Origin of the sequence: Streptomyces resistomycificus (assembly GCF_001514265.1) — a bacterium.
Classification (GTDB): Bacteria; Actinomycetota; Actinomycetes; order Streptomycetales; family Streptomycetaceae; genus Streptomyces; species Streptomyces resistomycificus.
On sequence record NZ_KQ948993.1, the window covers coordinates 128,912 to 147,721 of the forward strand.

The window sequence follows — 18,810 nt, forward strand, 5'->3', positions numbered from 1 at the left end:
CAGTAAGGACTGAACGTTCATGGCACCCCATCCCGAAGCCGCCGCCCTCCTCGCCCGGTCCCACCGACTCGGCGCCGATCCCCGCAACACCAACTACGCCGGCGGCAACGCGTCCGCGAAGGGCACCGACACCGACCCCGTCACCGGCGGTGACGTCGAGCTGATGTGGGTGAAGGGGTCCGGTGGCGACCTCGGCACGCTGACCGAGAGCGGGCTGGCCGTGCTGCGGCTGGACCGGATGCGGGCACTGGTCGACGTGTACCCGGGGGTGGAGCGCGAGGACGAGATGGTCGCCGCGTTCGACTACTGCCTGCACGGCAAGGGCGGGGCCGCACCCTCCATCGACACGGCCATGCACGGGCTCGTGGAGGCGGCGCACGTAGACCACCTGCACCCGGACTCCGGGATCGCGCTGGCCTGCGCGGCCGACGGGGAGAAGCTGACGGCCGAGTGTTTCGGCGACACCGTGGTGTGGGTGCCGTGGCGGCGGCCGGGCTTCCAGCTCGGACTGGACATCGCGGCGGTCAAGGAGGCCAATCCGCAGGCGATCGGCTGTGTCCTCGGCGGACACGGGATCACGGCCTGGGGTGACACCTCCGAGGAGTGCGAGCGCAACTCGCTGCACATCATCCGGACCGCGGAGGCCTTCCTGGCGGAGCGTGGCAGGCCGGAGCCCTTCGGTCCGGTGATCGACGGGTACGGGGCACTGCCCGAGGCCGAGCGGCGGGAGCGGGCCGCGGCCCTGGCGCCGTACGTCCGTGCCGTCGCCTCCCAGGACAGGCCGCAGGTCGGGCACTTCACCGACTCCGAGGTCGTCCTCGACTTCCTCGCCGCCGCCGAGCACCCGCGGCTGGCCGCGCTCGGCACCTCCTGCCCCGACCACTTCCTGCGGACCAAGGTCCGGCCGCTGGTCCTCGACCTGCCGCCGACGGCCCCGCTGGACGAGGCGCTCGCCCGGCTGAAGGAGCTGCACGCCGAGTACCGCGAGGAGTACGCCGCCTACTACCGGCGGCACGCCGAGCCCGACTCCCCCGCGATGCGCGGCGCCGACCCGGCGATCGTGCTGGTTCCGGGCGTGGGCATGTTCTCCTTCGGCAAGGACAAGCAGACCGCCCGCGTGGCCGGCGAGTTCTACGTCAACGCGATCAACGTGATGCGGGGCGCCGAGGCGGTCTCGACGTACGCGCCGATCGAGGAGTCGGAGAAGTTCCGCATCGAGTACTGGGCGCTGGAGGAGGCCAAGCTCCAGCGGATGCCGAAGCCCAAGCCGCTGGCGACCCGCGTCGCCCTGGTGACGGGCGCGGGCAGCGGGATCGGCAAGGCGATCGCGCAGCGGCTGGTCGCCGAGGGCGCGTGTGTGGTGATCGCGGACCTCGACGCCGGCAACGCCCAGGCCGTCGCGGACGAGCTCGGCGGGGCCGACAAGGCCGTCGCCGTGGCCGTGGACGTCACCTCGGAGGAGCAGATCGCCGCGGCCTTCAAGGCGGCGGCGCTGGCGTTCGGCGGGGTCGACCTGGTGGTCAACAACGCCGGTATCTCCATCTCCAAGCCGCTGCTGGAGACCTCGGCGAAGGACTGGGACCTGCAGCACGACATCATGGCCCGCGGCTCCTTCCTCGTCTCGCGCGAGGCGGCCCGGGTGATGATCGCGCAGGAGCTGGGCGGCGACATCGTCTACATCGCCTCCAAGAACGCCGTCTTCGCAGGCCCGAACAACATCGCCTACTCCGCCACCAAGGCCGACCAGGCCCACCAGGTGCGGCTGCTGGCCGCCGAGCTGGGCGAGCACGGCATCCGCGTCAACGGGGTCAACCCGGACGGGGTCGTGCGCGGCTCGGGGATCTTCGCGGGCGGCTGGGGCGCCCAGCGGGCGGCCGTGTACGGCGTGCCGGAGGAGAAGCTGGGCGAGTTCTACGCCCAGCGGACCATCCTCAAGCGCGAGGTGCTGCCCGACCACGTGGCCAACGCGGTCTTCGCGCTGACCGGCGGGGAGCTGACGCACACCACCGGGCTGCACGTGCCGGTCGACGCCGGCGTCGCGGCCGCCTTCCTGCGATGAGCGCGGCCGTGAAGTCGTACGCCGCGGTCGACCTGGGCGCCTCCAGTGGACGCGTCATGGTCGGCCGCGTCGGCCCCGACAGCCTCGAGCTGACCGAGGCGCACCGCTTCCCCAACCGGCCGGTGCGGACGCCCGAAGGGCTGCGCTGGGACATCCTCGGTCTGTACGGGGGTGTCCTGGAGGGGCTGCGGGCGGCCGGCCAGGTCGACTCCGTCGGCATCGACAGCTGGGCCGTGGACTACGGCCTGCTGGACGCCGACGGAGCGCTGCTCGGCAACCCCGTGCACTACCGGGACGCGCGGACCGAGTCCGTCGCGGAGAAGGTGTGGGCGACCGTGCCCGCCGAGGAGCTGTACGCGGCCACCGGGCTGCAGTACGCCCCCTTCAACACGCTGTACCAGCTGGTCGCGGCCCGCTCCTCCGCCCAGCTGGCCCACGCCGAGCGCCTGTTGCTCATCCCCGACCTGCTCACCTACTGGCTGACGGGCGAGCAGGGCACCGAGCTCACCAACGCCTCGACGACCCAGCTGATCGACCCCCGGACGCGCGAGTGGTCGCGGGACGTGGCCTCCCGGCTCGGCATCGACCTCGGGCTGTTCGCGCCGCTGCGCCGGCCCGGCGATCCGGCGGGCGTGCTGCGTCCGGACGTACTGGAGGAGACCGGGCTGAGGGGCCCGGTGCCGGTGACGGCCGTGGGGTCGCACGACACGGCGTCCGCGGTGGCGGCCGTACCGGCCGGCGATGAGCGGTTCGCGTACATCTGCACCGGCACCTGGTCCCTCGCGGGGCTCGAGCTGGACGCGCCGGTGCTGACGGAGGAGAGCCGCGCCGCCAACTTCACCAACGAGCTGGGGCTGGACGGCACGGTCCGCTACCTGCGCAACATCATGGGCCTGTGGCTGCTCCAGGAGTGCGTACGGGCCTGGGGGGACCCCGACCTGGGAGCACTGCTCCTCGACGCGGCCAAGGTGCCGACGCTGCGGTCGGTGGTGGACGCGGGTGACGCCGCGTTCCTGGCGCCGGGGCGCATGCCGGACCGGATCGCCGAGGCGTGCCGTGCCTCGGGGCAGCCGGTGCCCGAGTCGCCCGCCGAGGTCACCCGCTGCATTCTCGACTCCCTGGCCCTGGCCCATCGCCGGGCCGTCGAGGACGCGCAGCGGCTCGCCGACCACCCGGTCGACGTCGTGTACGTCGTCGGGGGCGGCACCCGCAACGCGCTGCTGTGCCAGCTGACCGCCGACGCCTGCGGGCTTCCGGTGGTGGCGGGCCCGACGGAGGCGGCGGCCCTCGGCAACGTGCTGGTCCAGGCGCGCGCCCACGGGCTGGTCGGCGATCTGGCGGGCATGCGACGCCTGCTCACCCGTACCCAGCCGCTCACCCGGTACGAGCCGCGGGGCGACGCGGAGCGGTGGCGCGAGGCGCAGGACCGGCTCACCCTGCGGTGACGGGCACTCCCCCGGGCCGTCGGCCCGCACTAGGCTGAACTCATCCGATGATCGAACGCAAGGAGCCGCGATGCGTGTCGCCCTGTTCCTGACCTGTGTCAACGACACGCTCTATCCGGACACCGGGCGCGCCGTGGTGAAACTGCTGACCAGGCTGGGCGTCGAGGTCGACTTCCCGATGGCGCAGACCTGCTGTGGGCAGGCGCACTACAACACCGGCTACCGGCATGAGGCGGAGCCGCTGGCCAGGCATTTCTCCGATGTCTTCCGGGACTACGAGGCCATCGTGACGCCGTCCGGATCGTGCGGGGCGATGGTGCGGGAGCTGTATCCGAGGATGGGTCAGCGGGCCCGGGCCGAGGGGCGCGGGGACTCCCTCGCGGCCACACTGGCGCCGGTGGTGCCGAAGACGTACGAGCTCACGGAGTTCCTGGTGGACGTGCTGGGGGTGACGGACGTCGGGGCGTACTACCCGCACACCGTCACCTACCACCCGACCTGCCACGGACTGCGCGGGCTGGGTCTCGGCGACCGGCCCCGTCGGCTGCTGGAGGCGGTGAAGGGACTGGAGCTGGTCGAGTTGCCGGGCGCCGACGAGTGCTGCGGCTTCGGCGGCACCTTCGCCCTGAAGAACGCCGACGTCTCGGCGGCGATGGGTGCGGACAAGGTGCGCAACGCCGAGTCGACCGGCGCCGACGTGCTGTGCGCGGCCGACAACTCCTGTCTGATGCACATCGGCGGGACGATGACCCGGCTGCGCACGGCCCTGCGGCCGGTGCACATCGCGGAGATCCTGGCGGGCACGGAAGGGGAGGCGACGGTATGAGCGGCACGTTCGTGGGGATGCCGGCCTTCCCCGAGGCCGCGCACGAAGCGGTCAACGACCCGACCCTGCGCGGCAATCTGCGCCACGCCACGCACACCATCCGCGCCAAGCGGGCGAAGGCCGTCACCGAGGTGTCGGACTGGGCGGAGCTGCGGGAGGCCGGCAAACAGATCAAGGACCACACCCTTCGTCACCTCGACCGGTATCTCCTCCAGGTGGAGGAGTCCGTCACGGCCGCGGGCGGCGTCGTCCACTGGGCCGCCGACGCCGACGAGGCGAACCGGATCGTCACCCGGCTGGTGAAGGAGACCGGCGAGTCCGAGGTCGTCAAGGTCAAGTCGATGGCCACGCAGGAGATCGGGCTCAACGAGGCCCTCGAGGCCGAGGGGATCCACGCCTACGAGACCGATCTCGCCGAGCTGATCGTGCAACTGGGCAAGGACCGGCCCTCGCACATCCTCGTCCCGGCGATCCACCGCAACCGGGGCGAGATCCGGGACATCTTCGCGCGGGAGATGAGCGAGTGGGGCCGCCCGGCCCCCGAGGGCCTCACCGACACGCCCGCCGAACTCGCCGAGGCGGCCCGCCTGCACCTGCGGGAGAAGTTCCTGCGCGCCAAGGTCGGCATCTCCGGCGCCAACTTCATGGTCGCCGAGACGGGCACCCTGGTCGTCGTCGAGTCCGAGGGCAACGGCCGGATGTGCCTCACGCTTCCGCAGACCCTGATCTCGGTCGTGGGCATCGAGAAGATCGTGCCGACCTGGCAGGACCTGGAGGTCTTCCTGCAGACCCTCCCCCGCTCCTCCACCGCCGAGCGTATGAATCCGTACACGTCCACGTGGACCGGCACCACCGACCAGGACGGGCCCCGGACCTTCCACCTGGTCCTGCTGGACAACGGCCGCACGGACACCCTCGCCGACGAGGTGGGGCGCCAGGCCCTGCGCTGCATCCGCTGCTCGGCGTGTCTGAACGTCTGTCCGGTGTACGAGCGGGCCGGCGGCCACGCCTACGGCTCCGTCTACCCGGGTCCGATCGGTGCCATCCTCAGCCCCCAGCTGCGGGGCATCGCGAGCGACATCGACGCCTCCCTGCCCTACGCCTCGTCGTTGTGCGGGGCCTGTTACGAGGTGTGCCCGGTCGCCATCGACATCCCCGAGGTGCTGGTGCATCTGCGGGAGCGGGTGGTGGAGGGCGGCCCGGTGACCCGGGAGGGAAACCGGGTGGTGCTCAAGCCCGCCAAGGGGCACGCCGCCGAGCGGGCGGCGATGCGCGCCGCGCGCTGGGCGTTCTCCCGCCCCGGTGCGCTGCGCACCGGCCAGCGGCTCGCCTCGCGCACCCGGCGTTTCCATCCCCGTACGCTGCCCGGACCGGGCAGCGCGTGGAGCGGGACGCGGGATCTGCCGCCGGTGCCCGCGGAGCCGTTCCGCGACTGGTGGCAGCGGACGCACGGTGGAAAGGACGGCGCCAAGTGAGCAGCAGGGAACGGATCCTGGGCCGGGTGCGGCGCGCCCTGGCGGACGTGGAGCAGGACGACAGGCCGTACGAGCAGGCGTTCGCGCGGGACTATCTGCGTGAGCACGGCGACCTGGACGTCGAGCAGAGGGTGGACCTGCTGGCCGAGAACCTGGCGGACTACCGGGCGATCGTGCACCGCTGCACCGCCGCTGACCTGGCGGCGACGATCGCCGGGATGCTCGCCGCGCGGGGCTCACGGACCGTGCTCGGGCCGCCGGGGCTCGACCCGGAGTGGCTGTCGGCGGCCGAGGCCGAGCGGCTCGCCGACCGGGCGGAGAGCACTCCGTACGAACTGGACCGGGTGGACAGCGTGGTGACCGCGTGTGCGGTGGCCGTCGCCGAGACCGGCACGATCGTCCTGGACGGGAGCCCGGACCAGGGCCGCCGACGCATCACGCTCGTGCCCGACCACCACGTCGTCGTCGTACGGGTCCCCGAGCAGGTCGTGTCGTCCGTGCCGCAGGCCCTCGAACGGCTCGACCCGGCGCGCCCGCTGACCTGGATCTCCGGGCCGTCGGCCACCAGCGACATCGAACTCGACCGGGTGGAGGGCGTACACGGCCCGCGCACCCTGGAGGTGGTGCTGGTGACGGCCTGAGCGGATCGCGGGTGGTCCGGCGTCGGTGTCACGGCCGGCAGCCCCGCGGGCCGGGCGTCCTCAGTGTCCGTAGGCGGGCTCGACGCAGCCGCCCTCCATGTAGGGCCCGTGGGCCTCGACCGTGTCGTCGTGGCTCGGCCCGAGGGTTCCCGTGACGCACACGCCGTCGAGGCCGATGACGAACCGGACGCCGTCACCGTCGCTGCCGACCCGCTCGACCTGGTCGCCGTAGCCGAGGCGGGAGAGCGCGGCGTCGACCTCGGCCCTGTCGACGGGCACGCCGCGGAGCTGCTCGGTGAGCCGCCTGACGTGTGCCTCGCCCCGGCACACCGCGAGGCCCTTGAGTGGCAGGGTGCGCCGATAGGCGTTGTTGTCACCGTAGTTGGGAGGCCGGTCCTCGCCGACCCGGGGGGACGGCGAGGCGGAGGTCCTTGCTGCCGAGGGTCGTGGTGTCGTGGTGCCGCAGGTCGAGTCCTCCACCTCCCGCAGCTCCGCGCTGATGTGACGGGGCGTCGCCGACGAGGTCGACGTCGGCGAGGCGGAGCTCGGGGCGGACGCGGCCTTCGCCCCTGCGCGGGTCTGGCCGCAGCCGGCCAGGGTGAGGGCGGCCACGGCGACGGGGACCGCCACGGCGGTCAGCATGCTTCTGCGCATCCGCCGAGTCGATCAACACGCGCGCGAAGGTGCTGTGGTGGAGGCCACAGCTCCGGTCACAGGCGTGTCACAGCTGTTGCAGGAGCATCGTCGGGAGCGTCTCCTCCAGGACCGGACGCCGGGGCAGGGTGAGGCCGAAGTGCCGTTGAAGCACCTCCAGGGCGGCTCGGTGGACGACGCGCCGCTCCAGTGTCTCGTCGGGGAGCCCGGCCGCGGTCAGCCGTTCCTGCACGGCGGGTGCCACCTCAAGGTCCCCGTGCGCCTCGCCATAGGCCCATGAGTGGTCGAGGTGCAGGTTGAGGGCGCACATCAGGCGTTCGTCGTGGAGGTAGGTGAAGTGCGGCGGCACCGGCTTGCCGTTGAGCTCCTCGTACTCCAGCAGGAAGACGTCCGCGCCGCCGCGGGACACCGAGGGCGTCCGGGCGAACTCCCCCTGCCATCCGCCGTACTTGACCACGTACGCCCACTCGTCGATCTCCCCGTGGCGCAGGGCGATCCCGTCGTGGACGTCCCCGAAGAGACCTTCCAGCAGGTCCCGCACCTGTGTGCCGGTGAGTTCCCCGATGGACTTCGTCTCCCGGCGCGGGCCGGACACGGTGGCGGCGACGCGCGCGGCGAGCGTGTCCGAGGCGAGGTCGCGGGCGATCACGACACCGTAACCGCCGCAGGCGACGGACTCGGGCGCGGCGAGCCAGGCTATTCCGTCAGTCATGGGGATCACCTTGGCGCATCGGGCCGCCGGGTGTCGCTGGGTACACCCACCGATACGGGTTCTGCGCCCCATGTGCCGCCGCCCGCGTCTGCGTAGCTTCTTGTGCGGGGCACACGGAGTGCCGGACGGAGAGTGATGACGATGTTTCGCGCAGGTTCGCGGCACCCGCACGACACGGGACCCGCCACCGAGGCACTGCGGCTGGTCAAGGTCACCAAGACCTACGGGACGGACGAGAACGCCGTGACCGCCCTCGACGGCGTCACGCTCACCCTCGGCCGGGGCACCTTCACCGCGGTGATGGGACCGTCGGGCTCCGGCAAGTCGACGCTGTTGCAGTGCGCGGCCGGCCTCGACGTGCCCGACAGCGGCATCGTGCGGGTGGACGGCACGGAGCTGACCGGGGGCGGCGAGGCGGAGTTGACGAGGTTCCGGCGCGGCCGGATCGGGTTCGTGTTCCAGCAGTACAACCTGCTGGACACACTCACCGTCGCCCAGAACACGGTGCTGCCGCTCAGGCTCGCCGGGCGGCGCGTGGACCGTGAGCGGGCCCGCGAGGTGCTGGTGTCCGTCGGGCTCGGTGACCGTCTGGGCCACCGTCCCGACCAGCTGTCCGGCGGGCAGCGCCAGCGGGTGGCGATCGCCCGCGCGCTGGTCACCGAGCCCCGGGTGATCTTCGCGGACGAGCCGACCGGCGCCCTGGACACCCGCAGCGCACGCGACGTGCTGGGGCTGCTCCGGCGTGCGGTGCGGGTGCACGGCCGGACCGTGGTGATGGTGACGCACGACCCGGTCGCCGCGTCCTACGCCGACTCCGTGCTGTTCCTGGCGGACGGCCGGCTGGCGGGCCGGATGGACACGCCTTCGGCGGACGCGGTCGCCGAGCGGCTGGCGCACCTGGGCGACGACACGATGGCGGGGGTGTGAGCGATGTTCGTGCTGGCGATGCGGTCGATCCGGCAGCGGCCCGGGCGGTTCCTCGCGACGCTGCTGTCCGCCTTCCTGGGCGCGGCGATCATCATGACGTTCAACTCGATGCACGACACGGCGGCGCGAAGCGGCGTCGACCCGGTGAGCGCGCAGACGCTGACCACCGCGGCGGGCGTGGTCGGCGGCTACGGCACCCTCCTGGTGTTCTTCGCCGTCGCCTCGACGCTGACCGTCAACGTCCGTCAGCGCGCCGCCGAACTGGAGCTGCTGCGCTGCTCGGGGGCGACTCCGGCGCAGATCGGGCGGATGGTGGTGGGTGAGGCGGTGGCGGTGGCGCTGGTGGGGGCGTCGCTCGCGGTCGGCCCGGCGATGCTCGGCGGGCAGGTGCTGTTGGGGGTGTTCCAGGACAGTGGCCAGGTGGCTCGGTCCGTGGACCACTCCTTCGGTGCCCTCGCGCTGGTGTCGGGTGCCGGCATCACGCTGCTCGCGGCGGCGGGTGCCGCGTTCCTCGCCGTACGGCGGGCGGGTCGCGGCTCCCGGCGGCGGGGCGGGGCCCGCACGTTCCTCGCCGGCGCGGCCCTGCTGGCCGGTGCCCTGGGCACCTTGTCCACCTTCGCCTTCTCGGCGACGGACGCGGCGCTGATGGCGGCACCGGCGTACGGGGCGATCCTGCTGTCGGTGGGCTTCGCCCTGCTGTCGCCGCGGCTGCTGAAGGGTGTGCTGGAGCGTCTGCCGCTGTCCGGCGGGAGCGGCTGGCTGGCGGTGCGCAACCTGCGCCACCGGGCCGACGGTCTCGCCGGGATCCTGGTGTCGCTGATCCTGTTCACGGCGGTCGCCACGGCCACCCTGTACATGCAGGCGGTGGAGAGCGACGCGGTCGAGGCGTCGGGGCTGACGAGGTCGGTCGACGCCAAGAACCTGGAGACGCTCAACTTCACGGTCGTCGGCATCATCGTGGTGTTCGTGTGCGTGATGCTGGTCAACACGCTGTACGCGGCGACCACGTACCGCAGCCGGGAGTTCGGGCAACAGCGCCTGGCGGGGGCGACGCCGGGGCAGGTGCTCGGCACGGTGGGCGCGGAGGGGCTGATCCTTACGGTCACGGGCCTGGCCTTCGGCACCCTCGCCGCGCTCGCCGGGATCATCCCGTTCACTCTGGTGCGCACCGACTCGGTGCTGCCCGGGCAGGGCCTGGGCATCTGGCTGGCGGTCGTGTCGGTCGCCGCGGCGGCGACGCTCGGGACGAGCCTGCTCACCGCGCGGCGGGTACTGCGTACTCCGGCCGTGGGGGCGGTCGCGGTGGCCGCGTGAGGGCGAGACGTGACGAGGACGAGGTGGGGGGCGGCCGTTCCGACAGCCGCCCCCCATCCGCCGTTCGCGCTCCACTACTTCACACCGGCCGCGGCCGGCAGTGCCCTCCCGGTGGCGGTGGCCGGTCCGTCCGGCGTCTCGACCCCGGCACCTGCGCACGCCTTGTCTGTCGTGGCCGAACGGCTTGGTTTCCTCCGTCGCGGCAGCGGGGCGACGGATTGGTATTCGAGCGGGGGCGGGGGCCGGAACCGCGTGACACCGGAGGTGAACAAGCGCTTAGATAGTGGCGCGAACTCGCCCGTGCCGAGCTGGAGGCCCCGTTGCTGTTCACTTCCGTCGACGACGTCTCCGCCCGCCTCGCCGAGACCGGCTATCTCGCCTCCCCCGCCGTCGCCACGACCGTCTTCCTCGCCGACCGCCTCGGCAAGCCGCTGCTCGTGGAGGGCCCCGCCGGGGTCGGCAAGACGGAACTCGCCAAGGCGGTGGCACAGGTCGCCGAGGCGCGCCTGATACGTCTGCAGTGCTACGAGGGGGTGGACGAGTCCCGGGCGCTGTACGAGTGGAACCACGCCAAGCAGCTGCTGCGTATCAGCGCGGGCCGGGACGAGACGTGGGACGAGGCGCGCACGGACATCTTCAGCGAGGAGTTCCTGCTGCCGCGTCCGCTGCTGACCGCGATCCGCGGCGACGAGCCCAAGGTGCTGCTGATCGACGAGACCGACAAGGCGGACGTCGAGGTCGAGGGCCTGTTCCTGGAGGTGCTCAGCGACTTCCAGGTGACCGTCCCCGAACTGGGCACGGTCACCGCGACCCGACGCCCCTTCGTCGTCCTCACCTCGAACGCCGGCCGCGAGCTGTCCGAGGCACTGCGGCGCCGCTGTCTGTTCCTCCACATCGGCTTCCCCGACGAGGAGTTGGAGCGGCGGATCGTACGTCTGAAGGTGCCCGGCCTGGACGAGGCGCTGGCCGAGTCGGTGGTAAGGGTGGTCGGCGCGTTGCGGGCCATGGACCTGCGGAAGGTCCCGTCGGTCGCGGAGACCGTCGACTGGGCCCACACGCTCCTCGCGCTGGGCGCCGAGACCCTCGACGAGGGCGTCGTACGGGACACCCTCGGCGTGCTGCTGAAGCACCAGGACGATGTCCTCAAGGCGGGCGCCAAGCTCGACCTGGCGGCTGTGTGAGTACCCCGGCCGGTGTCACGGAGCGGCTGACGTCCCTGGTCGGCGCGTTGCGCGCGCACGGCATCCGGGTCGGCACCGGCGAGACGGTCGACGCGGCGCGGGCGGTGGCGGCCCTGGGTCTCGCGGACCGCGAGCTGCTGCGGGAGGGCCTGGCCGCGACGCTGCTGCACGGGACGGCCCAACGGCCGGTGTTCGACCCGGTCTTCGACCTGTACTTCCCGCGCGGCGTGGGCGGACCGGAGACGGCGGCCGCCGACCGGGACGCGTTGCGGGAGCGGCTCGCCGCCGCGCTGGCCGCGAACGACCGGGCGCTGATGGGCCGGCTGGCGGCCGAGGCGGTCGACGGGTTCGGCGGCTACGGCTCCTCGCCGTCGTCGGACGGCTGGTCGGCGCACCAGACCCTGGACCGGCTCCGCCCACAGACGCTGCTCGCCCGGGTGCGCGACGGCGTGCGGGCGTCGGGCGGCGCTCCGGGGTTCACCGACCGGCTGCTGGAGGACGAGATCCGGCAGCGTATCGAGGTGTTCCGCCGGATGGTGGGCGCGGAGGCCCGGCGACGGGTCGCCGAGCGGCGCGGCCGGGACGAGATCGCGCGACGGGCCGTGGCCCCGACCGCCGACCGGGTCGACTTCCTGTTCGCCGGCAGGGACCGGCTGGCCGAGCTGCGCAGGACGGTTCAGCCGCTCGCCCGCAAGCTCGCCACCCGCCTCTCGGCCCGGCGGCGCCGTGCCGCGCGCGGCAGCATCGACCTGCGGCGGACGCTGCGCGGCTCGCTGTCGACCGGCGGGGTGCCGATGCGGCCCGTGCTGCGCCGACGCCGTCCGGCCCGGCCCGAACTGGTGCTGCTGTGCGATGTGTCGGGCTCGGTCTCCGGGTTCTCCGACTTCACGATGCTGCTGGTGCAGGCGCTCAACGACCAGTTCAGCAAGGTGCGCGTGTTCGCCTTCGTCAACCGGCTCGACGAGGTGACGCGGCTGCTGGTGCACGGCGCGGCCGACCCGGAGGGTCTCGGCGCCCGTATCCGGTCCCAGGCCACGCTGACCGGCTGGCACGGCAGCAGCGACTACGGCGTGGCCCTGGGCGAGTTCGCGGAGCGGTACGCGGACGCGGTCGGCCCGCGCACGACCGTGTTCGTCCTGGGGGACGCCCGTACGAACATGAGCGACCCGAACCTGCCCGCCGTACGGCGGATCGCCGAACAGGCCCGCCGCGTCCACTGGTTGAACCCCGAGGCACGCTCCCAGTGGGACACCGGTGACTCCGCCGCCTCCGCCTACGCGGAGCTCGTCGAGATGCACGAGTGCCGTAACGCCCGGCAGCTCAGCGCCCTGGTGGGACGCCTGCTGCCGGTCTGACTCGGGTGGCCGGCCGCGGGTACGGCACGGCGAGGCCGGCCGTGAGCGGGTTGACGTCCTGCGTCTGTTCGGCGGCCGCGGCGACTGATGCGGGACCACTCACCTCCATGGCCGGCGGCACGACGTCGGGGTGCGTGACGGTGCGCGGGTCGCGGGCGCAAGACCTTCTTCGCGCCGCGTTCGTACCGGTCGGCGGCGAGCAGGGCGGACGACCGAGAGGACCGATCGGTCTCCGCAGGACAGGCGAGGGCCACGGCCAGGGGCGTTGTCAGTGGTGGCAGGCAGGATGACGGGTATGACGACACCAGCCGTACAGATCGTGGATGCCGCCGCCTACGCGCAGGCGGTCGAGGACGCGGTGAAGGCCGCGGCCGCCTACTACACGGGCGGCACCTCCCCGTTGGACGACGACACCTACGACCGACTGGTACGGGGCATCGCGGCCTGGGAGGCCGGCCATCCCGACCAGGTGCTCACCGACTCCCCCACCGGGAAGGTCGCCGCCGGCGCCGCCCTGGGGGACGTCCCTCACACCGTGGCGATGCTGAGCCTGGACAACGTGTTCTCCGCCGAGGAGTTCACCGCCTGGACCGCCTCGCTGGCCCGCCGCATCGGCCATGAGGCGGACCGCTTCAGTGTCGAGCCGAAGCTCGACGGACTCGCGGTCGCCGCCCGCTACACCCGTGGCCGCCTGAGCCGGCTGATCACCCGTGGCGACGGGACGGCCGGGGAGGACGTCTCGCACGCGATCGGCACCATCGAGGGCCTGCCGGAGCAGCTGACCGAGCCGGTGACCGTGGAGGTGCGCGGCGAGATCCTGATGACCACCCTGCAGTTCGAGCACGCCAACGAGGTGCGCACGGCACACGGCGGGCAGCCCTTCGCCAACCCGCGCAACGCCGCCGCGGGCACGCTGCGGGCCAGGGAGCGCGCCTACACCGTGCCGATGACGTTCTTCGGCTACGGCCTGCTGCCCATGCCGGACACCGGGACGGACCTGGCCGCGCGGCTGGGCGAGCTCCCGCACAGCGAGCTGATGGCGCGGGCCGCCGCATACGGGGTCAACACCACCGCCACCACCGCGGTGCCCGGCACCACCGCCGGCACTCCCGAAGAGGTCATGGCCCGGGTGCAGGAGATCGCGGCGCTGCGAGCCGAGCTGCCGTTCGGGATCGACGGGATCGTCATCAAGGCCGACCTGGCCGCCGACCAGCGGGCCGCCGGGTCGGGCTCGCGCGCCCCGCGCTGGGCGATCGCCTACAAGCTGCCCGCGGTGGAGAAGATCACCCGGCTGCTGGAGGTGGAGTGGAACGTGGGCCGCACCGGCATCATCGCCCCACGCGCCGTGCTGGAGCCGGTCGAGATCGACGGTTCCACCATCACCTACGCCACCCTCCACAACCCCGCCGACATCACCCGTCGCGACCTGCGGCTGGGCGACCACGTCATGGTCCACCGGGCCGGCGACGTCATCCCCCGCGTCGAAGCCCCCGTCGCGCACCTGCGCACCGGCGAGGAACAGCCCATCGCGTTCCCCGAAGCGTGTCCGCGGTGCGGCTCCGGCATCGACACCGGGGAGCAGCGCTGGCGCTGCGAGAACGGCCGCAACTGCCACCTCGTGGCCGCTCTCTCCTACGCCGCCGGCCGCGACCAGCTCGACATGGAGGGCCTCGGCCACACCCGTGTCGTCCAGCTCGTGGAGGCCGGGCTGGTGGCGGATCTCGCCGACCTGTTCGCCCTCACCCGCGACCAGCTCCTGGGCCTGGAGCGGATGGGCGAGACCAGCACCGACAACCTCCTCGCCGCGCTCGCCGCCGCCAAGGACCAGCCGCTGTCGCGGGTGCTGTGCGCGCTGGGGATCCGGGGCACCGGCCGGTCCATGTCCCGCCGTATCGCCCGCTACTTCGCCACCATGGACGCCATCCGGGCGGCGGACGCGGAGGCGATGCAGCGGGTGGAGGGCATCGGCACCGAGAAGGCCCCGTCGATCGTGGCCGAGGTCGCCGAACTCGCCCCGCTCATCGACAGACTCGCCGCGGCCGGGGTGAACATGACCGAGCCCGGCGCCACCCCGCCCTCCCCCGCGACCCAGGACACCGCCGACGGCGACGGTCCGGCGGCCGCGGACGCGGCGGACCTGCCCCTGAGCGGCATGACGGTCGTCGTGACCGGCGCCATGACCGGTGTACTGGAAAAGCTCAGCCGCAACCAGATGAACGAACTCGTGGAACGCGCCGGCGGCCGCTCCTCCTCCAGCGTCTCCAGGAAGACCAGCCTCGTCGTCGCCGGGGAGGGCGCCGGATCCAAGCGCGCCAAGGCCGAGACCCTCGGCATCCGCCTGGCCACGCCCGACGAATTCGCCACGCTCGTCGCCGACTTCGTCGACTGAACGGCACCCTGACCCGGGTGGCGTCACCGGTCGGCGTGTGAAGCCTCTGGCGGTACGGCGGTGGCTGCAGGCGCAGTCCCGTTCCCACCAGAGGCTTCGCCAGGGTGCTCGACTCGACCCACACCCCGTCTAGTCGGCTAGTCGGCTAGTCGGCTAGTCGGCCTTCGCGTACTCCTGCGCCATGCCTCCCGCGAAGTCGTACACCACGCACTGTTCGTCGCCGACGACCCAGGCGTCATGCCCGGACGGGCAGACGAAGACGTCACCGGGGCCCACTTCGCTCTCGCCGCCCTCGCCGTCCATGCGGATGTGCATGCGCCCCGAGACGACATAGCCGTTGTGGTGGATCTGGCAGCTGTCCGTGCCCGCGATCGGGGCCACGGACTCCGACCAGCGCCAGCCCGGTTCGAAGGTGGCCACGGCGAAGTCGAGCCCGGTGAGGTGGACGGCTTCCAGGTGCCCCCGGGGGAAATCGCGGCGCTCGTCCGGCTTCTCCAGCGCCTTCACTTCGATCATGATGGCTCTCCCTTCCGGCCGTGCTCGAGACGGCCGGGGCCGGTCACCGTCGCCCGCTCACCGCGAGCGGCGCAGGCGGGGCCGGGCCCCACCATTCCATCGTCCGCCCGTCCACCCGGCGACGCCATTCGGGTGAGGCCGGTGCCGGAGCGGCTCCGTCAGCTCTCGCGGGCGCACAACCGGGCGAAGCGGTCCGCGTCGACGTTCCCCCCGGAGATGATCACGCCGACCCGGCGCGGCAGCGGACCCGCCCGGCCGCTGAGGAGTGCGGCCAGCGGCGTCGCACCGCTCGGTTCGACGACGATCTTCAGGCGTTCGAAGGCGAACCGCATGGCCTGACGGATCTCGTCGTCGGACACCAGGGTGACGGCGTCGACGAGCAGCCGGTTGAGGGAGAAGGTCAGTTCGCCCGGGGTGTGCAGCGCCTGGCCGTCGGCGATGGTGTGCGGCACCGGGATCTCGATGCGCCGCCCCGCCTCCAGGGACCGCTTGGTGTCGTCCCCGGCCTCCGGCTCGACGCCGATCACCCGCAGGTCCGTGTACAGCCCCTTGGCCGCTGTGGCACTCCCGGCGATCAGGCCGCCGCCGCCGACCGGAGTCAGCAGCGCGTCCAGCTCCCCCACCTCTTCGAGCAGTTCGAGCGCCGCCGTGCCCTGCCCGGCGATGACATGCGGGTGTTCGTACGGCGGGATGATCGCGAGGCCCCGTTCGGCGGCCAGGGACTCGGCGATGGCGACACGGTCGCCGGTGTAGCGGTCGTACGTCACGATCTCGGCGCCGTAGCCGGCGGTGGCCTCCCGCTTGGAGGCCGGGGCGTCGTCGGGCATGACGATCACGGCGCTGGTGCCCAGCTCGCGGGCGGCCAGGGCGACGGCCTGGGCGTGGTTGCCGGAGGAGTAGGCGGCGATGCCCCGGGCCAGCTGCTCCGGCGTCAGCCGCGAGGCCGCGTTGTAGGCGCCGCGGAACTTGAACGCCCCCACCCGCTGGAAGTTCTCGCACTTGAGGAAGACCTCGGCGCCGACGAGGGCGTCGAGGGTTCTCGAACGCAGCACGGGGGTGCGGTGCGCGACGCCCTTGAGCCGGGCGGCCGCGTCACGGACGTCGTCGAAGGTGACCGGTGGGGTGGTGGTCGTCACGCGTGTCCTCCTGTGGGGTCGGGGCTCGGGTCCGACGCGGCGCGGGCCTGGGCGAGGTAGCTGTACGCGGAGGCGCGGGAGATGCCCAGCCGGGCGGCGACCTGCTCGACCGACCGGCGCACGGCGAAGACCCCGCGCTCGTCCAGGCTGCGGAACAGCTCCAGCCGTGCCGGGCGGTCGAGGACCGCCCACGGCCCCTTCTGTCCGAGATGGTGGTCGTCGAGCATCACGTCGACGACGGAGTCGATGTCGTTGCCGAACGTGGTGACCGGCAGTTCGGCGGTCGGACGGCCGATTCCGGCGAGCGCTCCCAGCACGGTGTGTGCCTCGGTCAGCGAAGTGACGTCCAGGTTCACGCAGACCGCGCCGAACACCGCGCCCGTGGAGTCCCGCAGCACCATGGTGGACGACTTGAGCGTCTGTCCCGTCCGGGTCCGGGTGACGTAGTTCAGCTCGTCCCGCGCCTCGTCGCCCCGGGCGACGATCCGCATGCCGATCTCGCTCATGGCTCCGCCCACCGCACGCCCCGTCACCGAGCCGGCGACGGCCACGACGGACTTCTCCGGGCGCCGGTAGTCGTGCAGCACCACCTCGCACACCGGGCCGAACGTCGCCGCGATCCCCTCGACCACCGGGACCAGCGCGGCGATGACCGCGTCCCGCTCCGCCTCCACAGCCGCCTCGCTCACCGGCGCCCACCTCCCTGCCGCGACCAGGCCACCTAGACTACACGTCCAGAACCTGGATCAACAGTCCAAAGCCTGATCCAGGGGCCACCCCGGAACCCGCACCTTCCCGGGATCTTGACGGCCTGGATGTTACCGGTAACATCACAGCGAAGGGGAGCGAACGAGAGGTGTGCCGTGCCGGGGGAAGAACGCGTCGTGGACAGCAGCACGCCCGTGTCGTCGTCCCCTCGGGCCAGGCCGGACACCCCGGTCTTCAGCCCTTCCGCGGTGGTCGCCTCCTGCGTGGGCTTCGTCCTCATCGGCGTGCTCCAGGCGCTGTACGGGCCGGCCATCCCGGCGTTCCGTGCGGAGTTCGGGCTCTCCCCCTCGGCCGCGGGGCTGGGGCTCAGCGCCCACTTCGTGGGGGGTGTGGCGGGTGTGCTGCTGTTCGACCGGCTCTTCGGCCGAATCGGCCACCGGCGGATCCTCGGGACGTCGTACCTGCTCATGGCGATCGGCGCGGCGGGCTTCGCGCTCGCGCCGAACTGGCCGGCCGCACTGGGTGCGGCGCTGCTCGCCGGGCTCGGCTTCGGCGGCATCGACTACGGCCTCAACCAGCTGTTCGCGGTCGGTTTCGGCCGCCGGTCGACCGCGATGCTGAACATCCTCCACGCGCACTTCGGCATCGGCGCGATCCTCAGCCCGGCACTGATCGGCGCCATCGGCTCCACGCACTACCCGGCGGTGTTCCTCGCCTTCGCGCTCGCCAACCTGCCCCTGCTGTGGTGCCTGAAGGGCGTACGCGACCACGTGCCCGGGCCCACCGACGGCAACCCCGCGGCCGGTGACCCACGGGTCCTCGGCCGGAGCCTGGGCTCGGTGCTCGGGGTGTTCGTCACGCTCTACGTCCTGCACGTGGGCATCGAGGCGGGCGTCGGCGGCTGGGAGCCGACCCATCTGGAGACGGTGGGGTACGGCGCCGGGTTCGCCGCCACCGCGACCTCCGTGTACTGGCTGATGATGACCGTCGGCCGCTTCCTGACCGCCCCGATCGCCCTGCGTTTCTCCGCACAGGCCATCATCACGGTCTCCTGCGCGGGCATGACGGTCTGTCTGCTGCTGGCCTCCGTCCCCGGGCTGGCGCCGTACGCGTACGCCGGTGTCGGTCTGTTCATCGCGCCGATCTTCCCCACCGGCCTGCCCTGGCTGAACCGGGCGGCCCCGCGCGCCCGGCGGGCCGGAGCCCTGGTCATCGCCGCGTCCATGGTCGGCGGCGTCGCGGCCGGCCCCGCGCTCGGCAAGGCGATCGAGATGTCCGGCATCCGATCGGTCCCGCTCGTCCTCGCCGGCGTCTCGGCCCTGTGTCTGGCCGCGACGCTCTGGCTGATCCGCAGTACCCGAAACCACGACCCCGCGCCGGTCCCCCGGCCCTCCGGCCGGACCTCCCGCCGGCCCCAGTGACCCGCTGGACCCGCCGGACCGCCGGACCCGCCGGAATTCGGCCGCCACACC

The 18,810-nt window shown here is 72.7% G+C and carries 16 protein-coding genes; 11 read left to right on the top strand and 5 right to left on the bottom strand.

Translation table 11 applies throughout. The features are described 5' to 3' along the window. Positions 1-19 precede the first annotated feature (19 nt). From AQJ84_RS21905 to AQJ84_RS21925, 5 genes are all read left to right on the top strand, one after another. A complete protein-coding gene (locus AQJ84_RS21905) occupies positions 20-2,059 on the top strand; it encodes a bifunctional rhamnulose-1-phosphate aldolase/short-chain dehydrogenase (protein ID WP_053190448.1) in 2,040 nt (679 codons plus the stop codon). Beyond that, positions 2,056-3,504, top strand: coding sequence for a rhamnulokinase (locus AQJ84_RS21910; RefSeq protein ID WP_053190447.1), 1,449 nt, complete (start codon positions 2,056-2,058; stop codon positions 3,502-3,504). The genes AQJ84_RS21905 and AQJ84_RS21910 overlap by 4 nt, the downstream gene beginning before the upstream one ends. A 70-nt stretch (positions 3,505-3,574) precedes the next feature. Continuing rightward, the gene (locus tag AQJ84_RS21915) at positions 3,575-4,330 is read left to right on the top strand and encodes a (Fe-S)-binding protein (RefSeq protein ID WP_030043969.1); all 756 of its coding nucleotides are present in this window, start codon (positions 3,575-3,577) and stop codon (positions 4,328-4,330) included. Further along, on the top strand, positions 4,327-5,805 hold the full coding sequence (locus AQJ84_RS21920) for a LutB/LldF family L-lactate oxidation iron-sulfur protein (protein WP_053190446.1): 1,479 nt from the start codon (positions 4,327-4,329) through the stop codon (positions 5,803-5,805). The genes AQJ84_RS21915 and AQJ84_RS21920 overlap by 4 nt, the downstream gene beginning before the upstream one ends. Beyond that, the gene (locus tag AQJ84_RS21925; protein WP_030043970.1) at positions 5,802-6,446 is read left to right on the top strand and encodes a LutC/YkgG family protein; all 645 of its coding nucleotides are present in this window, start codon (positions 5,802-5,804) and stop codon (positions 6,444-6,446) included. The genes AQJ84_RS21920 and AQJ84_RS21925 overlap by 4 nt, the downstream gene beginning before the upstream one ends. A 60-nt stretch (positions 6,447-6,506) precedes the next feature. On the opposite strand, the gene AQJ84_RS21930 is transcribed toward AQJ84_RS21925, so the two are convergent. Together AQJ84_RS21930 and AQJ84_RS21935 are read right to left on the bottom strand one after the other, a co-directional pair. Continuing rightward, entirely contained in the window at positions 6,507-7,100 is a 594-nt protein-coding gene (locus AQJ84_RS21930) for a hypothetical protein (RefSeq protein ID WP_128092359.1), read from the bottom strand. Between the two features lie 67 nt (positions 7,101-7,167). After that, on the bottom strand, positions 7,168-7,812 hold the full coding sequence (locus AQJ84_RS21935; RefSeq protein WP_030043972.1) for a hypothetical protein: 645 nt from the start codon (positions 7,810-7,812) through the stop codon (positions 7,168-7,170). A gap of 135 nt (positions 7,813-7,947) precedes the next feature. On the opposite strand from AQJ84_RS21935, the gene AQJ84_RS21940 reads away from it, so the two are divergent. The 5 genes from AQJ84_RS21940 to ligA all read left to right on the top strand — a co-directional run bounded on the left by AQJ84_RS21940 (position 7,948) and on the right by ligA (position 14,978). After that, positions 7,948-8,739 (top strand): ABC transporter ATP-binding protein, encoded by a 792-nt coding sequence (locus AQJ84_RS21940; protein WP_037804208.1) that lies wholly within the window; start codon positions 7,948-7,950, stop codon positions 8,737-8,739. Positions 8,740-8,742: 3 nt separating this feature from the next. Further along, positions 8,743-10,053: an FtsX-like permease family protein gene (locus AQJ84_RS21945; RefSeq protein WP_053190445.1), complete on the top strand. Its 1,311-nt coding sequence runs from the start codon at positions 8,743-8,745 to the stop codon at positions 10,051-10,053. Positions 10,054-10,376: 323 nt separating this feature from the next. Then, positions 10,377-11,234: an AAA family ATPase gene (locus tag AQJ84_RS21950; protein ID WP_030043975.1), complete on the top strand. Its 858-nt coding sequence runs from the start codon at positions 10,377-10,379 to the stop codon at positions 11,232-11,234. Further along, positions 11,231-12,589, top strand: a complete 1,359-nt coding sequence (locus AQJ84_RS21955) for a vWA domain-containing protein (protein ID WP_053190444.1) — start codon at positions 11,231-11,233, stop codon at positions 12,587-12,589. The genes AQJ84_RS21950 and AQJ84_RS21955 overlap by 4 nt, the downstream gene beginning before the upstream one ends. Positions 12,590-12,875: 286 nt before the next feature. Further along, positions 12,876-14,978, top strand: coding sequence for an NAD-dependent DNA ligase LigA (ligA, locus tag AQJ84_RS21960; protein WP_078632323.1), 2,103 nt, complete (start codon positions 12,876-12,878; stop codon positions 14,976-14,978). 153 nt (positions 14,979-15,131) lie between these two features. Here ligA and AQJ84_RS21965 read toward each other — a convergent pair whose 3' ends face one another. From AQJ84_RS21965 to AQJ84_RS21975, 3 genes are all read right to left on the bottom strand, one after another. Then, positions 15,132-15,494, bottom strand: a complete 363-nt coding sequence (locus tag AQJ84_RS21965) for a cupin domain-containing protein (protein ID WP_030043978.1) — start codon at positions 15,492-15,494, stop codon at positions 15,132-15,134. Positions 15,495-15,652: 158 nt separating this feature from the next. Then, entirely contained in the window at positions 15,653-16,630 is a 978-nt protein-coding gene (locus AQJ84_RS21970; RefSeq protein ID WP_030043979.1) for a threo-3-hydroxy-L-aspartate ammonia-lyase, read from the bottom strand. After that, positions 16,627-17,319: a helix-turn-helix transcriptional regulator gene (locus AQJ84_RS21975; protein ID WP_030043980.1), complete on the bottom strand. Its 693-nt coding sequence runs from the start codon at positions 17,317-17,319 to the stop codon at positions 16,627-16,629. Before AQJ84_RS21975 ends, AQJ84_RS21970 begins: the two co-directional genes overlap by 4 nt. Positions 17,320-17,514: 195 nt before the next feature. Between AQJ84_RS21975 and AQJ84_RS21980 the strand changes: the two genes are divergently transcribed. Continuing rightward, entirely contained in the window at positions 17,515-18,759 is a 1,245-nt protein-coding gene (locus AQJ84_RS21980; protein WP_030043981.1) for an MFS transporter, read from the top strand. Positions 18,760-18,810 lie beyond the last annotated feature (51 nt).

Coding starts and splice junctions, on each gene's coding strand:
- AQJ84_RS21905 (WP_053190448.1), top strand. CDS start 20: ATGGCACCCCATCCCGAAGCCGCCGCCCTCCTCGCCCGGTCCCACCGA.
- AQJ84_RS21910 (WP_053190447.1), top strand. CDS start 2,056: ATGAGCGCGGCCGTGAAGTCGTACGCCGCGGTCGACCTGGGCGCCTCC.
- AQJ84_RS21915 (WP_030043969.1), top strand. CDS start 3,575: ATGCGTGTCGCCCTGTTCCTGACCTGTGTCAACGACACGCTCTATCCG.
- AQJ84_RS21920 (WP_053190446.1), top strand. CDS start 4,327: ATGAGCGGCACGTTCGTGGGGATGCCGGCCTTCCCCGAGGCCGCGCAC.
- AQJ84_RS21930 (WP_128092359.1), bottom strand. CDS start 7,100: ATGCGCAGAAGCATGCTGACCGCCGTGGCGGTCCCCGTCGCCGTGGCC.
- AQJ84_RS21935 (WP_030043972.1), bottom strand. CDS start 7,812: ATGACTGACGGAATAGCCTGGCTCGCCGCGCCCGAGTCCGTCGCCTGC.
- AQJ84_RS21940 (WP_037804208.1), top strand. CDS start 7,948: ATGACGATGTTTCGCGCAGGTTCGCGGCACCCGCACGACACGGGACCC.
- AQJ84_RS21945 (WP_053190445.1), top strand. CDS start 8,743: ATGTTCGTGCTGGCGATGCGGTCGATCCGGCAGCGGCCCGGGCGGTTC.
- ligA (WP_078632323.1), top strand. CDS start 12,876: ATGACGGGTATGACGACACCAGCCGTACAGATCGTGGATGCCGCCGCC.
- AQJ84_RS21965 (WP_030043978.1), bottom strand. CDS start 15,494: ATGATCGAAGTGAAGGCGCTGGAGAAGCCGGACGAGCGCCGCGATTTC.